Below are 13,563 nucleotides of genomic sequence, written 5' to 3'. Positions count from 1 at the left end.
AAGCACATTGTTCCATTCGAGCCGCATTGAGTATTCCTGCTATATCATCTAACAATAAATTTCTAGTGGTTATAGTCCTGGCTGAATCGTTTTTAATACGTACTAGGGTGTGAATGCTTTTGGGTATCGGGTTAGCCTGAAAACAGATTTATAATTAGAAGAACCAGAAGCTATTTCGGAGACCAAATTCGGTTGCACCCAGGTAGCTGTCTTTAGTGTAGATTTTAATTTGGTAGATACCTGATTCTACTTTGCTGGCGGGCTCGTAGTCGATGGTAATCTGTTGCGGATTGTTGGTAAAATCCACCGTCTTGACCACATGCACTGGAATCTGAAGAGCAGAGCCACCTACATGGATTGTTTCGGTACGCAACGCGCCGTCGACCGGGTTGTTTTTTAAATCGGTAATGCTGACGTAAATCGTCTCGTCTCCATCCGTCTTCCAGAGGGAAGGTAGTGTAAACGAAATCTGAATCTTTTTGGTCTTTTTCGCTTTGGCGGTCAGTTTATCGTTTGGTTTCATCACATCTACCCGGAAATTATCGACTGTAATGAGCGCCTTCATGTCGGCCAATTCGGTACCGAGGGATTTGATTTTTCCTTCTAAGACTGTTGTCGTGTTTTTCAGATTGGTGTTATTGCCCAGTGATTGCTGGTTTTGTTCTTTAACCTGTGCCAGCTCAGATTGTAGTTCAGTACGAACCCCTTCCAACTGGGCAATCTGTGTAGTCAGTGTATTCAGCTGGGAAATACTGGTTGCGTTTTGATGACGGATCTTACTGAGGATATTGTCTTTGCCCTGAAGTTTATTCTGTACGGATTCTACGCGCGTTTCCAATTGTTCGTTTCGCGTATTGGCTTCGGAAAGCTGGGCGTTCAGGTCGTTACTGATCTGTTTGATGTTGCGCTCAAGATCATATTTTACGGAGAGAAGCGAATCGGCTTTGAGCTCAGTTTTATTTTTCTCCTTCGTTACGTCGCCCATTTTGTTCCAGTAATAGACACTACAAACCAGTAAAAGCGCGGATAATGTAGCCAGCCAGATGGCAGCTGTGTTTGTCTGTTTATAGTCCATGATGGTATAATTTAAAGGTGAAACATAATTTTTATGTCATAAATGTACCATCACCACCTTAAGGACTTCTTAACAAGAAATTAGAAATTGCTTAGTGAATCCGGGCTCGAATCCTTTAAGATCAATCGAACTGTACCGGTAGCAAACAACCAGTTTTTACCCTGACTACAAAAACCAATAGCTCGTTCAACGAAGAGCATTTTTCAATTACTCCGTCAAACGAGCTACCTATCTTTAATTTATAGTAAATGCTTATTTAGCTGGGCTATACTGGCAGTCAGGCTGACATACGAGTTGACGTTATAGGCTAAAACAAGCTGATTGCTTGCTGCCGTTGCGGTGTAGCAACAGATTTTGGTCTGATAGCCAAGACAGGCACTTTGGCATGATTGACAATCTGTTCGACAAACGGCCCGAATAACGAGAATTTGCTAGTCGTGTCGATGTCTGAGTTGATAATAATCAGGTCGGCGTGTAGTTCACTCGCTTTTTGATAGACCGAATAGGGCACTGAGTCTGTTTCCAGCAAGAGCATATCGCCGTTGATTTCGTCCTGTGTCAGCTGATTCTTCAACGTTTCTATGACACTGGTTAAAATTTCATTTTTCAGTTTATCATGTCGGTCGAGTAGTCCAAGCACTGTCAGGTGAGCGTTGTTTTTGTGACTAATAGTGCGGGCAAGATCGTATTTATCCATTGTACCGGCCATCGGTCGAACCGGGAAGATGATTTCGTGGAAATCAGTCCATTTCTGGTGATTGGGAACCGTCAGTACAGGACAGGCGGCTGCTTTAACAACCCGATACGCTTCCAGTCCCATGAAATACGAACGAATGCCAGAGGAGCCATGAGTACCAATAACGATTAGGTCTGCATTAAATTCAGTCGCTGCCTCCACAATTTTATCACAAACTATACCAATTCTGCATTCAAATGAACAAGCAATAGAATGCGTGGCGGAGATGGTTTCGGCTAGGTGGCGTAATCTCAGAATTTCTTTTTCAACAGCTGATTTACTCGAATCCTCCAGTAAATTACCGTCCTCCCAGGTATAGTCATCCTGAAACGAAGTCAGCACATGGGTCAGGCGTATTTCGGCCTTATGACGCTGGCTCATCGCCACGGCTAGATCCAACGCATTGAGGGCTGTTTGACTGTAATCAATGGGAACGAGCAGTCTTTTTATTGTTAAATTTTCCATGTTTTTAGGTTTACGAGTCGAAATGTAATTGGGTTGAATCTGGTAAAATGTAGTTGACGTTCAGGCTGGTTTTAATTGGCCAGTTGGGGAGAAGGTCTAATGTATAAGACAGGCACTTTGGCATGATTGACAACCTGTTCAGCAAATGGCCCCACAAAGAAATCCTGAATTTTATAGTCGAGCGTAGCCGTAATAATAACCAGATCAACATTTTGTGCCTGAGTCTTCTCAATTATTTTTTGGGCCAGTGAATCACAATAATAAAATTGTGTCTGTACGTTCACCTCATCTTCGTCTAGGACTTTAACGAGTCTTGTTACGTCCTCATGTAGCTCGTCAAAGCTATACTTACTCTTATTTTCGAGTAAGCCCATTACAATTAGCTCAGCGTTATTATGTTGAATAATTTTTCTGGCTAAATCATATTTTGAGAGGGCATCGGCAATAGGCCTGACTGGGAAAAGAATTTTTTTGAAGTTTTCCCATTTTCGATAAGGAGGCACCGTCAATACAGGGCAAGGTGCGTGTTTTAGGACAGCGTAGGCATTGGAGCCAATAAAAAATTCACGCAAGCCTGAGGCTCCGTGTGAACCCATTATGATTAAATCTGCCTGTAATTTGCTGGCTTGTTCGACAATGGCCGGGCATATTGCTCCTAAAACGACTAGGGTCTGGCAATCAATAGCGTGTTCAGTTATTATTTTTTCACCAAGGATGTCCAGGTTATGCTGATCGGATGCTACGTGATCGATAAGGGCTGCATCCAGCATGGCTGATCCTGTGGGTATTATGATCCCATTTATAGTAACAACGTGTAATAGCAGAAGCTGAGCCTGCTGGCGCTTTGCTATAGCAATAGCTGTATCGAGGGCATTGATTGACGTATCACTGTAATCAATGGGAACCAGTATATTGTTCAGGTTGGTGGTTAGCATAGTTATGAGGATTTAGTACGAAACGGAACGTATTTAGGTACTGAATCCAAGCTCCAACACAATAATTAACAACTGCTTTATACTAGCTTAGAATTCGATTAGAAAGCTCATCAATAAAATGATTAAGGGGAGAAATCAGTCTTATTAACTACGATTGTGCTTTGTAAACCACAATTGACTCCGGTTGTAGAATTAGTGTATCGGCATCCGACAGAAAGTCGAGGGAAACGCCGGGACCGCTCCAAAGGGGGTCTGCTGAATCGAGTAATTTTTGCCAGTCTTTACCCAGAGAAGGCAGCGTAATAGGTTGATCTTCTTTTGAGAAATTCATCAGGCATAGTACGTGATTGTCCTTACACCATCGGTGTAGTATCATTGTTTGCTGGTCTTTCCGGTGATTGATTTCTACCTGCCTCGGGTTCAGATGGTGCAATGCAGGCTGCTCTCGACGCAGTATTGTAAGCGCCTGATAATAGTGGTAGAGGGTTTTATTGGGAACCTGATCCAGCAGTTCCCAGGGTAGCGGCTTGCTATCGGTTAAAAGGGCCACTTTATTCGTTGCCTGAACACGCGAAAATTGACTGGTTTGAATTGAATTTGAAAAGGGATTTGTTGCACCCCACTCTTCGCCCATGAATATGGTAGGAATGTAGGGGCTAACCATAATAGAGCCAGCCGTCAACTTCAGTAATTCAAGGCTAATGACCTGTTCAGCTTCGTCAGGCAATAGGTCATTATACGTCTGCTTATAGTTTTGTGATACCATAAGTAAGGGCGCATCAGGGATGGCTTTCGCCTGTCGTTCAAACAATTCCTGAAGAACTGATGAAAACTGGGAGTCGTATGCATAATCCTCTCGGTAGGTTTTTGTCTGGTGTCCACCAGTCTTATCTGTGAGGTAGTAGCTGCTACAGTCATCGTCGGCCGTCGCTGACTGAACATGGTCAACTTGCTGACTAGTTGGACTATACAAGGGAATTTCGGCCAAATCTTGTTCAACAAGCAGATAATACTGACGACCGGTTAGGGCTGTCAATTTATTCGTATGTTCCCGGATTTCCTGCAGCACACTCCCGAATTCACTTAGCGAATGAACCGCGTCCAGACGAAGCGAGTCGGCATGAAAATCACGAAACCACATCAGGGCATTTTCAATAAAGTAACGCTGGTATGCTTCCCGCTGGCTCTCATTTAATTGTGTTGGTTTATCCTGATTGGTGACTTGTTTTCGGGGTAAATACGTTCCGAAGTCCCGGTTACCAGTTGCTGGCTGAACAATGGGGTTGGGAACTATATCCAGAATGACTGCGATACCCTCATAATGACAGGCATTGATAAGATGCTGCAACTGGTAAGGACTTCCGTAAGAGGCTTGCACCGCATAAGAAAATGATTCTTTATACGATTGGTTTTTTGAATCAGGAAACGGTGAAACGGGCCTGATTGCGATGGCATTTACACCTAACTTTTTCAAGTAACCTAGTTTGCCGACAATCGCATTCAGGGTGCCTTCGGGCATAAAGGTGTGAATATCGAGTTCGTAAATGATATATTCATCAAGGGGATGGTTAATCCAGCATGAGTCTTCCCAATAAAATGTATTTGTATCGACGGCTTGAGATGGGCCATACACTCCCTGAGGTTGAGCCAACGATACCGGATCGGCACACTCCTTCTGGCCGTCAAGTACAAAGGCATAGGTATCGCCGGGTTTGATTTGATCGGTTTCCAAATGCCAGTACCCCGAATTATCATTCGTTAACGGGAAATTCATGGTCTGGTCATTGATAACTACAACTACTTGTTTGGCGAGAGGAGCCCATAGAACCACATGAGCTTGATATTCAGTTGGAAATGTAATGCCAAGTGTTCGTCTGTTAATATTGAGTTGACTCTTCATAAGGTTCATAAGTAGTTTCGATAAGCAGATAAGGGCTAGTTTAACAGCCCTTGCAAACGGTCTTGTGGAGTAGTTGGCATTCCTTGGTCTGGTTGCTAATGCAATAGATATTCCCGGATGTCAATCCTTTTTCGGACCATTTTGTCAATCTTCCATACTTGAGAAACAGATAGCACCAGGGCTATTAATATGAGCGTAATGAACGATCCTGTAAGACGAGTTATCATATTGCCTGAGTCGCGCAGTTGACAATTGACATTAACCAAAGTACGCCGGGCCTACTTAGAATGGGCTTAAGTAAATATTAGAAAGTCCTTAGAATAGTAGCTTTCGATCGGCAAATAAATCCCTGGTACTTACTTTAGCTACCCTGAACCTGGCTCATTAACTGCTACACAGTAGAGTTATGGCTTTTTTTTTGATCTCTTCGCTTTCATCATTCACACATGACATTAATTATCCTGGTTTTTATTGATCACCCTTGAGCACCCCATTCGTTTTAATAAAACCGCCATGGCTCTAATCACCGGCTTTATTTGCTGGGCGATTTACATTCTTTCTGTTCAGGAAATGGAGCCCGTTTTAGAACAATTAGGGCATCATCTTAGCGAAATAGCCCAAAACCTTTTTTCTTACTGGGGGCGATGACCATTGTGGAGCTAATCGACATTCACGATGGATTCACTAGTATCACCGACCGTATTGCTACCCGAAATCCCAAAATTCTGTTGTGGCTTATTGGGATGGTGACGTTTACTTTATCGGCCTTATTAGACAATCTGGCCTGCGCAATTGTGATGGTGTCTGTTACGCGAAAACTGATCCGTAACCCAGATCAACCCTGGTTGATGGCGGGGATGACTATCATTTCGGCTAACGCCGGGGGCGCCTGGTCGCCCATTGGCGATGTTACCACAACCATGCTCTGGATTGGCGATCAGATTACGACTGCGAACATAATTGAGCAATTGTTTCTCCCAAGCTTGGTCTTGTTACTGGTTCCCCTGATCTGGTTGACTTTTTCGATTCAACCTCCAGCAGAGGTCGAGGAACTAACGGGCAAACGGGGGTTAGTCGCCCCTACGTGACGCCCCAGCATCGGCGTGATCGACGGATTATGTTTGCCGATGGCTTAAGTGCTATTTTGATGGTGCCAATTATAAAGACAATCACTCATTTACCACCCAATATGGCGATGATGTTGGCTTTGGGCGTAGTTTGGGGATCTCGGAAATTATCCATGCGGATAAAGATGAGCAAGACCGAAAGTATTACACGGCAGCTTATGTCCTGAGCAAAGTTGATATTCCAAGTATTTTGTTTTTCCTGGGAATTCTACTGGCGGTGAGCGCCCTGGAAGCAACGGACATGTTGAAGAACGTTGCTGTTTCGCTAAATCAAACCATTGCTAATATCGATTTGATTGTCCTGATTATTGGAATAGCTTCTGCCGTTGTCGACAATGTACCCATTGTGGCAGCTGTCGTAGGCATGTATGATCTGAACACATTCCCACCCGACGCCAAACTATGGGAATTCTTAGCCTATTGTGCGGAACGGGTGGCAGTTTACTGGTTACTGGTTCAGCGGCTGGTGTGGCGGTTATGGGTATGGAACGGTTGGGATTTGGCTGGTACCTTCGCCGAATTAGTGGTCTGGCCCTGCTAAGCTGGGCATTGCTTCGCAGGCAAATGTCGGTGGGGCTACCTCTGCCCTGGCTTTAGCCAGAAGCCTCAACCGACCTGATTTACAGCTACCAGCCGTGCTGGTCGGTTCGCTGGGCAGGAACCTATCTTGGAATATTAGTGGCGGAGTTATTTCGGTAAACGAATCAAGTCTCGTTTCGAAAACATTCGGACGTTTTTCTGAACGATGGCAGAGTGGGAGGGAAGAGGCCGGAAACTGCCTATTTAGCGTTCAGAGAAACCGTTCACGAAAGTTTGGTACTCCTTGGGATAATCCGCATCTGTATCAAAAATTTCCATCATTTTTGATATTTTCTCTGATCTATCCAGGCCAGCAACAGCCGCAGAGCGATTACTATCTTTGTCTATTGTTGCTTTCGCTAAATCTATAAATTCTTGGGTTTCAGCAACATGTTTGCTTAATATAGCCAAGTTATGTGGTCAACACAATTTAGAAGGAGTCAATGCTATGATTCTATGGCTTTCCTTTCTATTTAAAACGCCTTATTACTTCTCCAACCCGCCAAACGTCCTCAAATGTATTGTATAATGGGTTCGGGGCCAGTCGAATACAGTCGGGTTCACGCCAGTCGCCAATAATTCCCTGTTCCGTCAAGTAGTTGAATAAAGTCTTGCCGTTTTTGCGTACTAAAAGCGACAACTGGCAACCACGCTGATTCGGATCGTCGGGTGTTAGGAGTTGGATGTCATCGAAAGGCGCCAACATATATTCGAGAAACCCCGTTAGGTGTTCACTCTTTTGCCGGAGAGCAACCATGCCCGCTTCGGCTGTAATGGAAATTGCCACTCTGTGCAGAGACAGTGCCAGAATATTGGGCGTACTAACCTGCCAGCCGTCGGCACCGGGTGCAGGCAGAAAACCGGGTGTCATCTCGAACCGTTTGTCTTCGCGATAGCCCCACCAACCCGCTAATCTGTGCAGATTTTGGTTATGATGTTTCTCATGAACAAATATACCTGACACCGCACCGGGACCGCCATTGAGATATTTGTAAGAGCACCAAGTGGCAAAATCAACGCCCCAATCGTGCAGGCGTAGTGGTATGTTTCCAATAGCATGAGCCAAATCGAATCCAACAGAAACACAATGTTTTCTGGCGGTTTCGGCAATAGCTGCCATGTTATACACTTGCCCCGTATAGTAATTTAACCCGCTCATCCAGATCACAGCCAGCGAATCGGCATGTTCGGTAATGGCTTTCTGAATATCAGTCGTGTGAATTAGGCCATCGTCAGGCCGCGCGGCAATTTCAATAAGTGCATCCGCAGGATTGAAACCATACTGCTTTATATGGGTTTCGAGTGCATACTGATCCGATGGGAAGTCCCCCTTGATGGTCAGAATTTTGTATTTCTTATCCGTTGGTCGATAGAACGACGACAGAAGCAAATGGAGGTTAACCGTCAGCGCATTCATCGGACAAACCTCAGACAACTCAGCACCAACAATTTGCGCCAATGCATCTTTGCAAGTAGCATGGTAACGTAACCAGGGCTGTTCAGCCTCACCAGACTGTGGATTGTCTGATTGGTCAAACCAGCCTTCAACACCCAGATTTTGCCACGTGTTTAGTTCCTGCTCCAGAGCTACCCGTGCGGTTTTAGGTTGCAAGCCAAGTGAGTTTCCACAGAGATAAATCAGGTCATGGTCATTACGCTGAGGAATGTAAAAACGATCCCGGAAAGGCCGAAGCGGGTCAGCCTGATCAAGTTGTTGAGCAAAAGCTAGAGAGTTTTCGTAGGTCATTGGTCTGTGATAGACACGTTCGGTAAATAAACTACCAATTGATGTTATTTTGTTTAGCACTCTGCACGACTAAAGAGAAGTAAGTTTTTCTTTCGATTACTGGAATCTTGAGTTTGAAAAGTAGTTAACAAACAACTCATTACAGCGTCTATCATGCACATATTTCGTTTATTTCTTTTCGTAATTGGCTTCTCTTTCAGTCAAGGTGTACAGGCCCAATGGCGCTTATTATATCAAAGTAAAGACATAGCAAATGCCCCAGACACAACATCCCCAATTAAATTGATCGAATCGCGGGGGGCGCTCAGTAAATATATTGTTGTTCATTTCAGCAACCATGAAAAAATACTCGTCTTAAAAAAAGATATTTGGGGATATGCTGATGGCAGCAATAGAATATGGCGGTCTTACGACAAAGAGTTTTACCTGGTAACTAGCTATAATGGGGCTTGGGTTGACTATGTAGTGGATCGCCTTGTTGCCAATACAAGAAACCAAATTTTTCAGCCTTTGTATAGCCGCACGCTAGATAGCCGAATCTCTGCGATTTGGACTAAGGCAATGAGCGATGTATCACCATCTTACAGAGTGAGGTAGTTGGCTATTAAGCCATTACCGGTGCTGATTTAGTAGCCAATCATAAATGGCTTGGTCTTCGTACAGATACTGAATTGCATGGCCTTCTTTTTCTAATCGGGTAAATTTTATCTGTCCCTTACATGCCTCTAACCGTTTCACTAACCGCTCGGTTTCCGAAATCGAGACGACATCGTCAGCCGTACCGTGAAATGTCCAAACAGGAATATGCTTAATCCGGCAGATTTGAGTGGAATCATCACAACCGCCACACAAAGGAACAACAGCCGCAAATTTATCTGGATACGCTACAGCCGTTTGCCAGGCACCATATCCACCCATACTGATGCCCGTCAAATAAACCCGTTTGGGGTCGACTCGGTATGTCGTTATTAGACTGGTATAAAGCGAATCAAACCAGTTATCAGTTGACCAAAATTTACCCTCGGGGCATTGTGGCGACGCAATGATGAAGTTGAACTCACGACCTTTTTCGACAAGATAAGGCAGTCCATACGTTTTTAATTTGGTCAAATCTTGGCCTCGTTGCGACCCACCATGCAAATAAATAACCAGTGGATACGAGGTCTTTTTATCGGCATAGCCTTTGGGTAAGTAAAGCAGATAATTGTATCTCTCTTTGCTTTTGACCTTGACTTGAGCAAACGTACTGGCTTGTATGAATAGTAACACAAAACAGCAGACGGTAATCGGGCGCATTAGTCAATTATTTTCCGGCAAAGGTTATCATCTTCGTTCAGCAATCGATTCTATTTGGACTTATTTTTATCAAACACGTTTACGCAAGCTAACGAATAGCACAAAACTCAAATACTCTCAATGCAAAGGGCCTGAACTCAGATGAGTTCAGGCCCTTTGCATTGAGAGTATTTTTTTACTGATGGTCCATGCCGCTACCTTTCTTGCAGCAACTTGGGAGCTTGTTATATCCGGCTTCGTCGGCTACAACTTCTTCAGCATCATAACCAGTTTTACTGATATTGGCTTTCAGTTTAGCCAAGTCGGTCTTCGCCGGATTGTATTTAATGGTGATGACTTTTGTTTTTACGTCTAAATCAGATTCTTTCACACCTTTCTCAAAGGCCAGATTCCGTTCGATACGGGCTTTACACATGCCGCAGATGGCCGATGTCTTAATCTTTACTTCTTTGTCCTTGTCATCACGGGTTGGCGAATTGGCAAAGGAGTTGCCCATAAGCATCAGCGAGGTCAGGGCGGTTAGAAATAGGTTACGCAACATGGTTTAGCTTGGTTTATAGTGATTTAATAACGAAAACTTGATTAAAATGGTGCCCGGTAATGTCCGGCCAGAAGTTATTGATTATGGCCGGAATGATTCATGTTGCGCATGGTCATCAGGCTGGGTGTCAGACGGAGGTAAATCTCACCGGAAATCGGCATGTTCCCGTAGAGTACTTGTAAAAAACGATCGGGTTTACTGGCCGTTAGTTGGGTTCCTACTACCAGATCGGAATTGTGTTGCTGTACAATTCGGTAATTCATACCAAGGGTTAGATTATTGATCGAAAACGTACCGTCACCGGGAACGCCGTCAAAGAAAGAGAGTCCTAATTCCTCGGCTGATTTTCTGACGTTTTCATAGCGTCCGTAGAAAGCGACTTTATCCATCTGGAGACTGCTTTCCGCTAAATACGAACTCTCACCTGACCCATGATGGCTGTTGCGTCCCCAAACAAACGCCGATGTTACGTACCGACTCGGTCCTAACCCTTTACTATGCAAAATAGATGCCGTTGTCCGCGTGATATTCTCTTCAGGATGGGCTTCTTCGGGACTATTCAGGAATCCCTGCGAAAACTGCAGCGCCAGCGACGGTGATGGATTCACCGACAGGCGGTATGAGTAACTATCAAATTTAGGTTTGTCAAAGTTGTAACGGTTTTCATCGGGTTCACGCCCTTTAAAGGTTGAGGCTTCCAGTTTAGCCCATTTGTACCGAAATCCTGCCGTGGCTACGCCAAACAAAATATGGGTAGCATCCTGCCAGTGGTGACTCAGCGGTGCATCGGGGTTGTTGAATGACGAAATCCGGTGCATAAACGCAGGAGGCCCAAGTGCCGGTTCGCCGGGGTACCCAACGTACCCAAACAAATCAATGTCTTTGCTGAACGCATGACTATAACTAACCGACAATTCCGACACAAGATCGTGCGGGTGCTGCCTGTCAATCAAGGGCTTACCTTTGTAGGTTTCGCCCGTTTGGAATAATAACGGATACCCGCCATTGCCCACTGTTAACGGATCGAGCGAGAGCATAGCCCGCACCTGAAACAGGCCATGTTGGCCAACTTTGCGCTGCGCCATGCCCATAAACCAGTTTGGTGCGCCCAATTGCTGCCCACGACCGCGACCAGTAGGATTATTGCTGTTCTGACTCGTATAGCGCAGATAAATAGCGTAGTGTACCATGTAGTTCCAACCTTTTGGCGTTGGCTGGCTCATATAGGCATACATGGGCGTGTTATCAGGATGCCAGGACGTACCGGAGCCATTGCGGTTCATGGGTAGATTACGCGATAGAGAATGCGTCATACCCGGCATGGAGGTGTCCATCGTCATTCCGTAGTTCAGCATTTTCATGTCGCCCCTTGCTCCATCCATTTTCATGCCCGACTGGTTAGAAGGGTGTGCTTTGGCTGGCGTGGTAGACTCACCTTTGGGCTTGCTCATGTCCATACCGTGCATCGAATGATCCATCGGTTTGGTGGTATCCGCTTTCGGCTTGCTAGCCGATTTCTCTTTGCTAGGTGAGTTCTGGCCGGGCATTTTCATGCCTTCGTGATGCTGCGCCGAGGCCATACCCGCCAGCATACTCAGCGAGAGTATGAAAAGAAATTTCTTCATCATGTTGGCGCTGGTTCAATTAAATAATCTTCGCCTGAACAATGCCATCCTGATCCCATAGGCACAGTATCCGGTCGTTGGCTAACCGCGTCAGTTTAGCGTAGGCTCCCGGACCAATAGCCGTTGGTTGCGGCTGATTGGGTGTACTAACCCAAAGCTCTCCGGCTTGTTGAAAGACGACGTAATTACCCGTTCGAGTTGTGACAATCTTTGCATTTTTACCGGTTGCCAGTTCAATTTCTGGCTGTCCGGGTCGGGCTGTATACAGTTTGTCGGCCCGTCGCCAAACGGTCCCTATTCCCCCATCGGGACTCATATACAAACCACCGCCATCCATTGGACAAGCACGTAGTTTCCAGGTCCCTTCACCCATTTTCTCCGCTTTCCCGAATGTATATCCTCCATCAACCGATGTTAGCAGGTACATATCACGTGAGCCATTCAGAAAATTGCGAAACATAAGCGCAACGTGCTTTCCCTGACTTACTGCCGAAACCTGACAACACTCGCAAATTGTGCCATCCGGCGACTGATACAGTACCTTGTTGGCTGACCATGTTCGCCCGCCATCAGTCGAATGGCTCCCTACTAGTTTGTTTTGTTTGTCTCCGCGCAGATCAAGCCAAACAGCCGTATAGCTATTATCAGGCGTAGCCACTAATGCCACAAAGCCTTCTTTTGCGATATCGGCTATGTCATTTACCCGCACCCGTTTTTGCCACTGGCCTGTAGCCCGGATAAGCGTATATGCCCACACATTGCCCGCCTTATCAAGAGCCGTAATAACTACAGACTGATTCGTAGCTGCAATTTGTGGTCCGCGTGAGGCTCCAAGATGCAACCCCGGCAGGCTATCCACCCGAACCGACGGCTCAAACTGTTCACCCGTACCGGAAGTCGTATAATAGAGGACTTCGCTATGTCCGTAAACGATGTGCGCTATTCCAGTTGGGTCAGTGCTCACTGACGGATGCATCCCTTTGCCAACCTGTTTAATTCCAGTTGGTTCTGGCACAACCAGCCAATTGATTAAAAGTAAAAAACTAAGGATGGTATGAATCATGTTTGTTGGGAGGTCACCCGAAAATAAGAATGGCCGAAAAAACTACGTGCGGCTTTTTCGGCCATTTTTGTAAGCGACTAAGCAGCCATTGACCGGCATTCTTCGGCGCATTTACGACAAGCTTCAGCGCAAGCTTTGCAATGGGCGTGGTGACCAGCGTGTTTTTCGCACTCGGTTGCACAGGCTTCACAAGCTTCGGCACAGACTTGCATAAAAGATGCCATAAATTGCGATCCACGGGCGCTGAGTATTCCGCAAAGGGTACATATATCTGCACAGTCGCGGCAGAGTTTAATGCAGGCCGTCATATCGTGGCCTTTGCTGTCGCTATCATGCATTTCCAGGCAGGCTGTTGCACAACGTTCGCAGGCTTCGGCGCAGTCAAAACAGGTATCTGTGTGGGTGCGTTGCATCGTTTCCATAACAGGATTAAGTCGTTTAGAAGACCACCGTTGGTCTGACAAAATAACTACC

General features: G+C 45.5%; 14 protein-coding genes and 1 pseudogene. 4 read left to right on the top strand and 11 right to left on the bottom strand.

Features of this window, described 5'->3' with window-relative positions:
- Window positions 1-154: 154 nt before the first annotated feature.
- From ACFS25_RS15915 to ACFS25_RS15900, 4 genes are all read right to left on the bottom strand, one after another.
- Complete coding sequence (locus tag ACFS25_RS15915) at window positions 155-1,075, bottom strand: hypothetical protein (protein WP_381502882.1); 921 nt, start codon at window positions 1,073-1,075, stop codon at window positions 155-157.
- Window positions 1,076-1,382: 307 nt separating this feature from the next.
- Window positions 1,383-2,276, bottom strand: a complete 894-nt coding sequence (locus ACFS25_RS15910; RefSeq protein WP_381502880.1) for a universal stress protein — start codon at window positions 2,274-2,276, stop codon at window positions 1,383-1,385.
- 71 nt (window positions 2,277-2,347) lie between these two features.
- Window positions 2,348-3,211, bottom strand: a complete 864-nt coding sequence (locus tag ACFS25_RS15905) for a universal stress protein (RefSeq protein WP_381502875.1) — start codon at window positions 3,209-3,211, stop codon at window positions 2,348-2,350.
- A gap of 148 nt (window positions 3,212-3,359) precedes the next feature.
- On the bottom strand, window positions 3,360-5,111 hold the full coding sequence (locus tag ACFS25_RS15900; RefSeq protein ID WP_381502872.1) for an alpha-amylase family glycosyl hydrolase: 1,752 nt from the start codon (window positions 5,109-5,111) through the stop codon (window positions 3,360-3,362).
- Between the two features lie 644 nt (window positions 5,112-5,755).
- Here ACFS25_RS15900 and ACFS25_RS15895 point away from each other — a divergent pair.
- From ACFS25_RS15895 to ACFS25_RS15885, 3 genes and pseudogenes are all read left to right on the top strand, one after another.
- A complete protein-coding gene (locus ACFS25_RS15895; protein ID WP_381502868.1) occupies window positions 5,756-6,199 on the top strand; it encodes an SLC13 family permease in 444 nt (147 codons plus the stop codon).
- Window positions 6,200-6,329: 130 nt separating this feature from the next.
- Window positions 6,330-6,779 (top strand): SLC13 family permease, encoded by a 450-nt coding sequence (locus ACFS25_RS15890; RefSeq protein WP_381502865.1) that lies wholly within the window; start codon window positions 6,330-6,332, stop codon window positions 6,777-6,779.
- A 1-nt stretch (window position 6,780) separates the two neighbouring features.
- Window positions 6,781-6,937, top strand: a pseudogene (locus ACFS25_RS15885) (DUF819 family protein); the annotation flags it as partial.
- An 84-nt stretch (window positions 6,938-7,021) separates the two neighbouring features.
- Here the strand turns inward: ACFS25_RS15885 and ACFS25_RS15880 are convergent.
- Together ACFS25_RS15880 and kynU are read right to left on the bottom strand one after the other, a co-directional pair.
- Window positions 7,022-7,228, bottom strand: a complete 207-nt coding sequence (locus ACFS25_RS15880; RefSeq protein WP_381502862.1) for a hypothetical protein — start codon at window positions 7,226-7,228, stop codon at window positions 7,022-7,024.
- 58 nt (window positions 7,229-7,286) lie between these two features.
- A complete protein-coding gene (gene kynU / locus ACFS25_RS15875; RefSeq protein ID WP_381502859.1) occupies window positions 7,287-8,564 on the bottom strand; it encodes a kynureninase in 1,278 nt (425 codons plus the stop codon).
- Window positions 8,565-8,717: 153 nt separating this feature from the next.
- Here kynU and ACFS25_RS15870 point away from each other — a divergent pair, with 153 nt between their 5' ends.
- The gene (locus tag ACFS25_RS15870) at window positions 8,718-9,161 is read left to right on the top strand and encodes a hypothetical protein (protein ID WP_381502857.1); all 444 of its coding nucleotides are present in this window, start codon (window positions 8,718-8,720) and stop codon (window positions 9,159-9,161) included.
- 15 nt (window positions 9,162-9,176) lie between these two features.
- Here the strand turns inward: ACFS25_RS15870 and ACFS25_RS15865 are convergent, their stop codons facing one another.
- The 5 genes from ACFS25_RS15865 to ACFS25_RS15845 all read right to left on the bottom strand — a co-directional run bounded on the left by ACFS25_RS15865 (window position 9,177) and on the right by ACFS25_RS15845 (window position 13,511).
- A complete protein-coding gene (locus ACFS25_RS15865) occupies window positions 9,177-9,860 on the bottom strand; it encodes a carboxylesterase family protein (RefSeq protein ID WP_381502854.1) in 684 nt (227 codons plus the stop codon).
- 175 nt (window positions 9,861-10,035) lie between these two features.
- The gene (locus ACFS25_RS15860; RefSeq protein ID WP_381502851.1) at window positions 10,036-10,401 is read right to left on the bottom strand and encodes a heavy-metal-associated domain-containing protein; all 366 of its coding nucleotides are present in this window, start codon (window positions 10,399-10,401) and stop codon (window positions 10,036-10,038) included.
- Window positions 10,402-10,475: 74 nt separating this feature from the next.
- A complete protein-coding gene (locus ACFS25_RS15855; RefSeq protein ID WP_381503098.1) occupies window positions 10,476-12,026 on the bottom strand; it encodes a hypothetical protein in 1,551 nt (516 codons plus the stop codon).
- Window positions 12,027-12,045: 19 nt separating this feature from the next.
- Window positions 12,046-13,089, bottom strand: coding sequence for a sialidase family protein (locus ACFS25_RS15850; protein WP_381502848.1), 1,044 nt, complete (start codon window positions 13,087-13,089; stop codon window positions 12,046-12,048).
- Window positions 13,090-13,166: 77 nt separating this feature from the next.
- On the bottom strand, window positions 13,167-13,511 hold the full coding sequence (locus tag ACFS25_RS15845) for a four-helix bundle copper-binding protein (RefSeq protein ID WP_381503095.1): 345 nt from the start codon (window positions 13,509-13,511) through the stop codon (window positions 13,167-13,169).
- Between the last annotated feature and the right edge of the window lie 52 nt (window positions 13,512-13,563).

Origin of the sequence: Spirosoma flavum, assembly GCF_042686045.1 — a bacterium.
Classification (GTDB): domain Bacteria; phylum Bacteroidota; class Bacteroidia; order Cytophagales; family Spirosomataceae; genus Spirosoma; species Spirosoma flavum.
This window is presented reverse-complemented; position numbering and strand designations above follow the sequence as displayed.

Coding starts and splice junctions, on each gene's coding strand:
- ACFS25_RS15915 (WP_381502882.1), bottom strand. CDS start 1,075: ATGGACTATAAACAGACAAACACAGCTGCCATCTGGCTGGCTACATTA.
- ACFS25_RS15910 (WP_381502880.1), bottom strand. CDS start 2,276: ATGGAAAATTTAACAATAAAAAGACTGCTCGTTCCCATTGATTACAGT.
- ACFS25_RS15905 (WP_381502875.1), bottom strand. CDS start 3,211: ATGCTAACCACCAACCTGAACAATATACTGGTTCCCATTGATTACAGT.
- ACFS25_RS15900 (WP_381502872.1), bottom strand. CDS start 5,111: ATGAAGAGTCAACTCAATATTAACAGACGAACACTTGGCATTACATTT.
- ACFS25_RS15895 (WP_381502868.1), top strand. CDS start 5,756: ATGACCATTGTGGAGCTAATCGACATTCACGATGGATTCACTAGTATC.
- kynU (WP_381502859.1), bottom strand. CDS start 8,564: ATGACCTACGAAAACTCTCTAGCTTTTGCTCAACAACTTGATCAGGCT.
- ACFS25_RS15870 (WP_381502857.1), top strand. CDS start 8,718: ATGCACATATTTCGTTTATTTCTTTTCGTAATTGGCTTCTCTTTCAGT.
- ACFS25_RS15865 (WP_381502854.1), bottom strand. CDS start 9,860: ATGCGCCCGATTACCGTCTGCTGTTTTGTGTTACTATTCATACAAGCC.
- ACFS25_RS15860 (WP_381502851.1), bottom strand. CDS start 10,401: ATGTTGCGTAACCTATTTCTAACCGCCCTGACCTCGCTGATGCTTATG.
- ACFS25_RS15855 (WP_381503098.1), bottom strand. CDS start 12,026: ATGAAGAAATTTCTTTTCATACTCTCGCTGAGTATGCTGGCGGGTATG.
- ACFS25_RS15850 (WP_381502848.1), bottom strand. CDS start 13,089: ATGATTCATACCATCCTTAGTTTTTTACTTTTAATCAATTGGCTGGTT.
- ACFS25_RS15845 (WP_381503095.1), bottom strand. CDS start 13,511: ATGGAAACGATGCAACGCACCCACACAGATACCTGTTTTGACTGCGCC.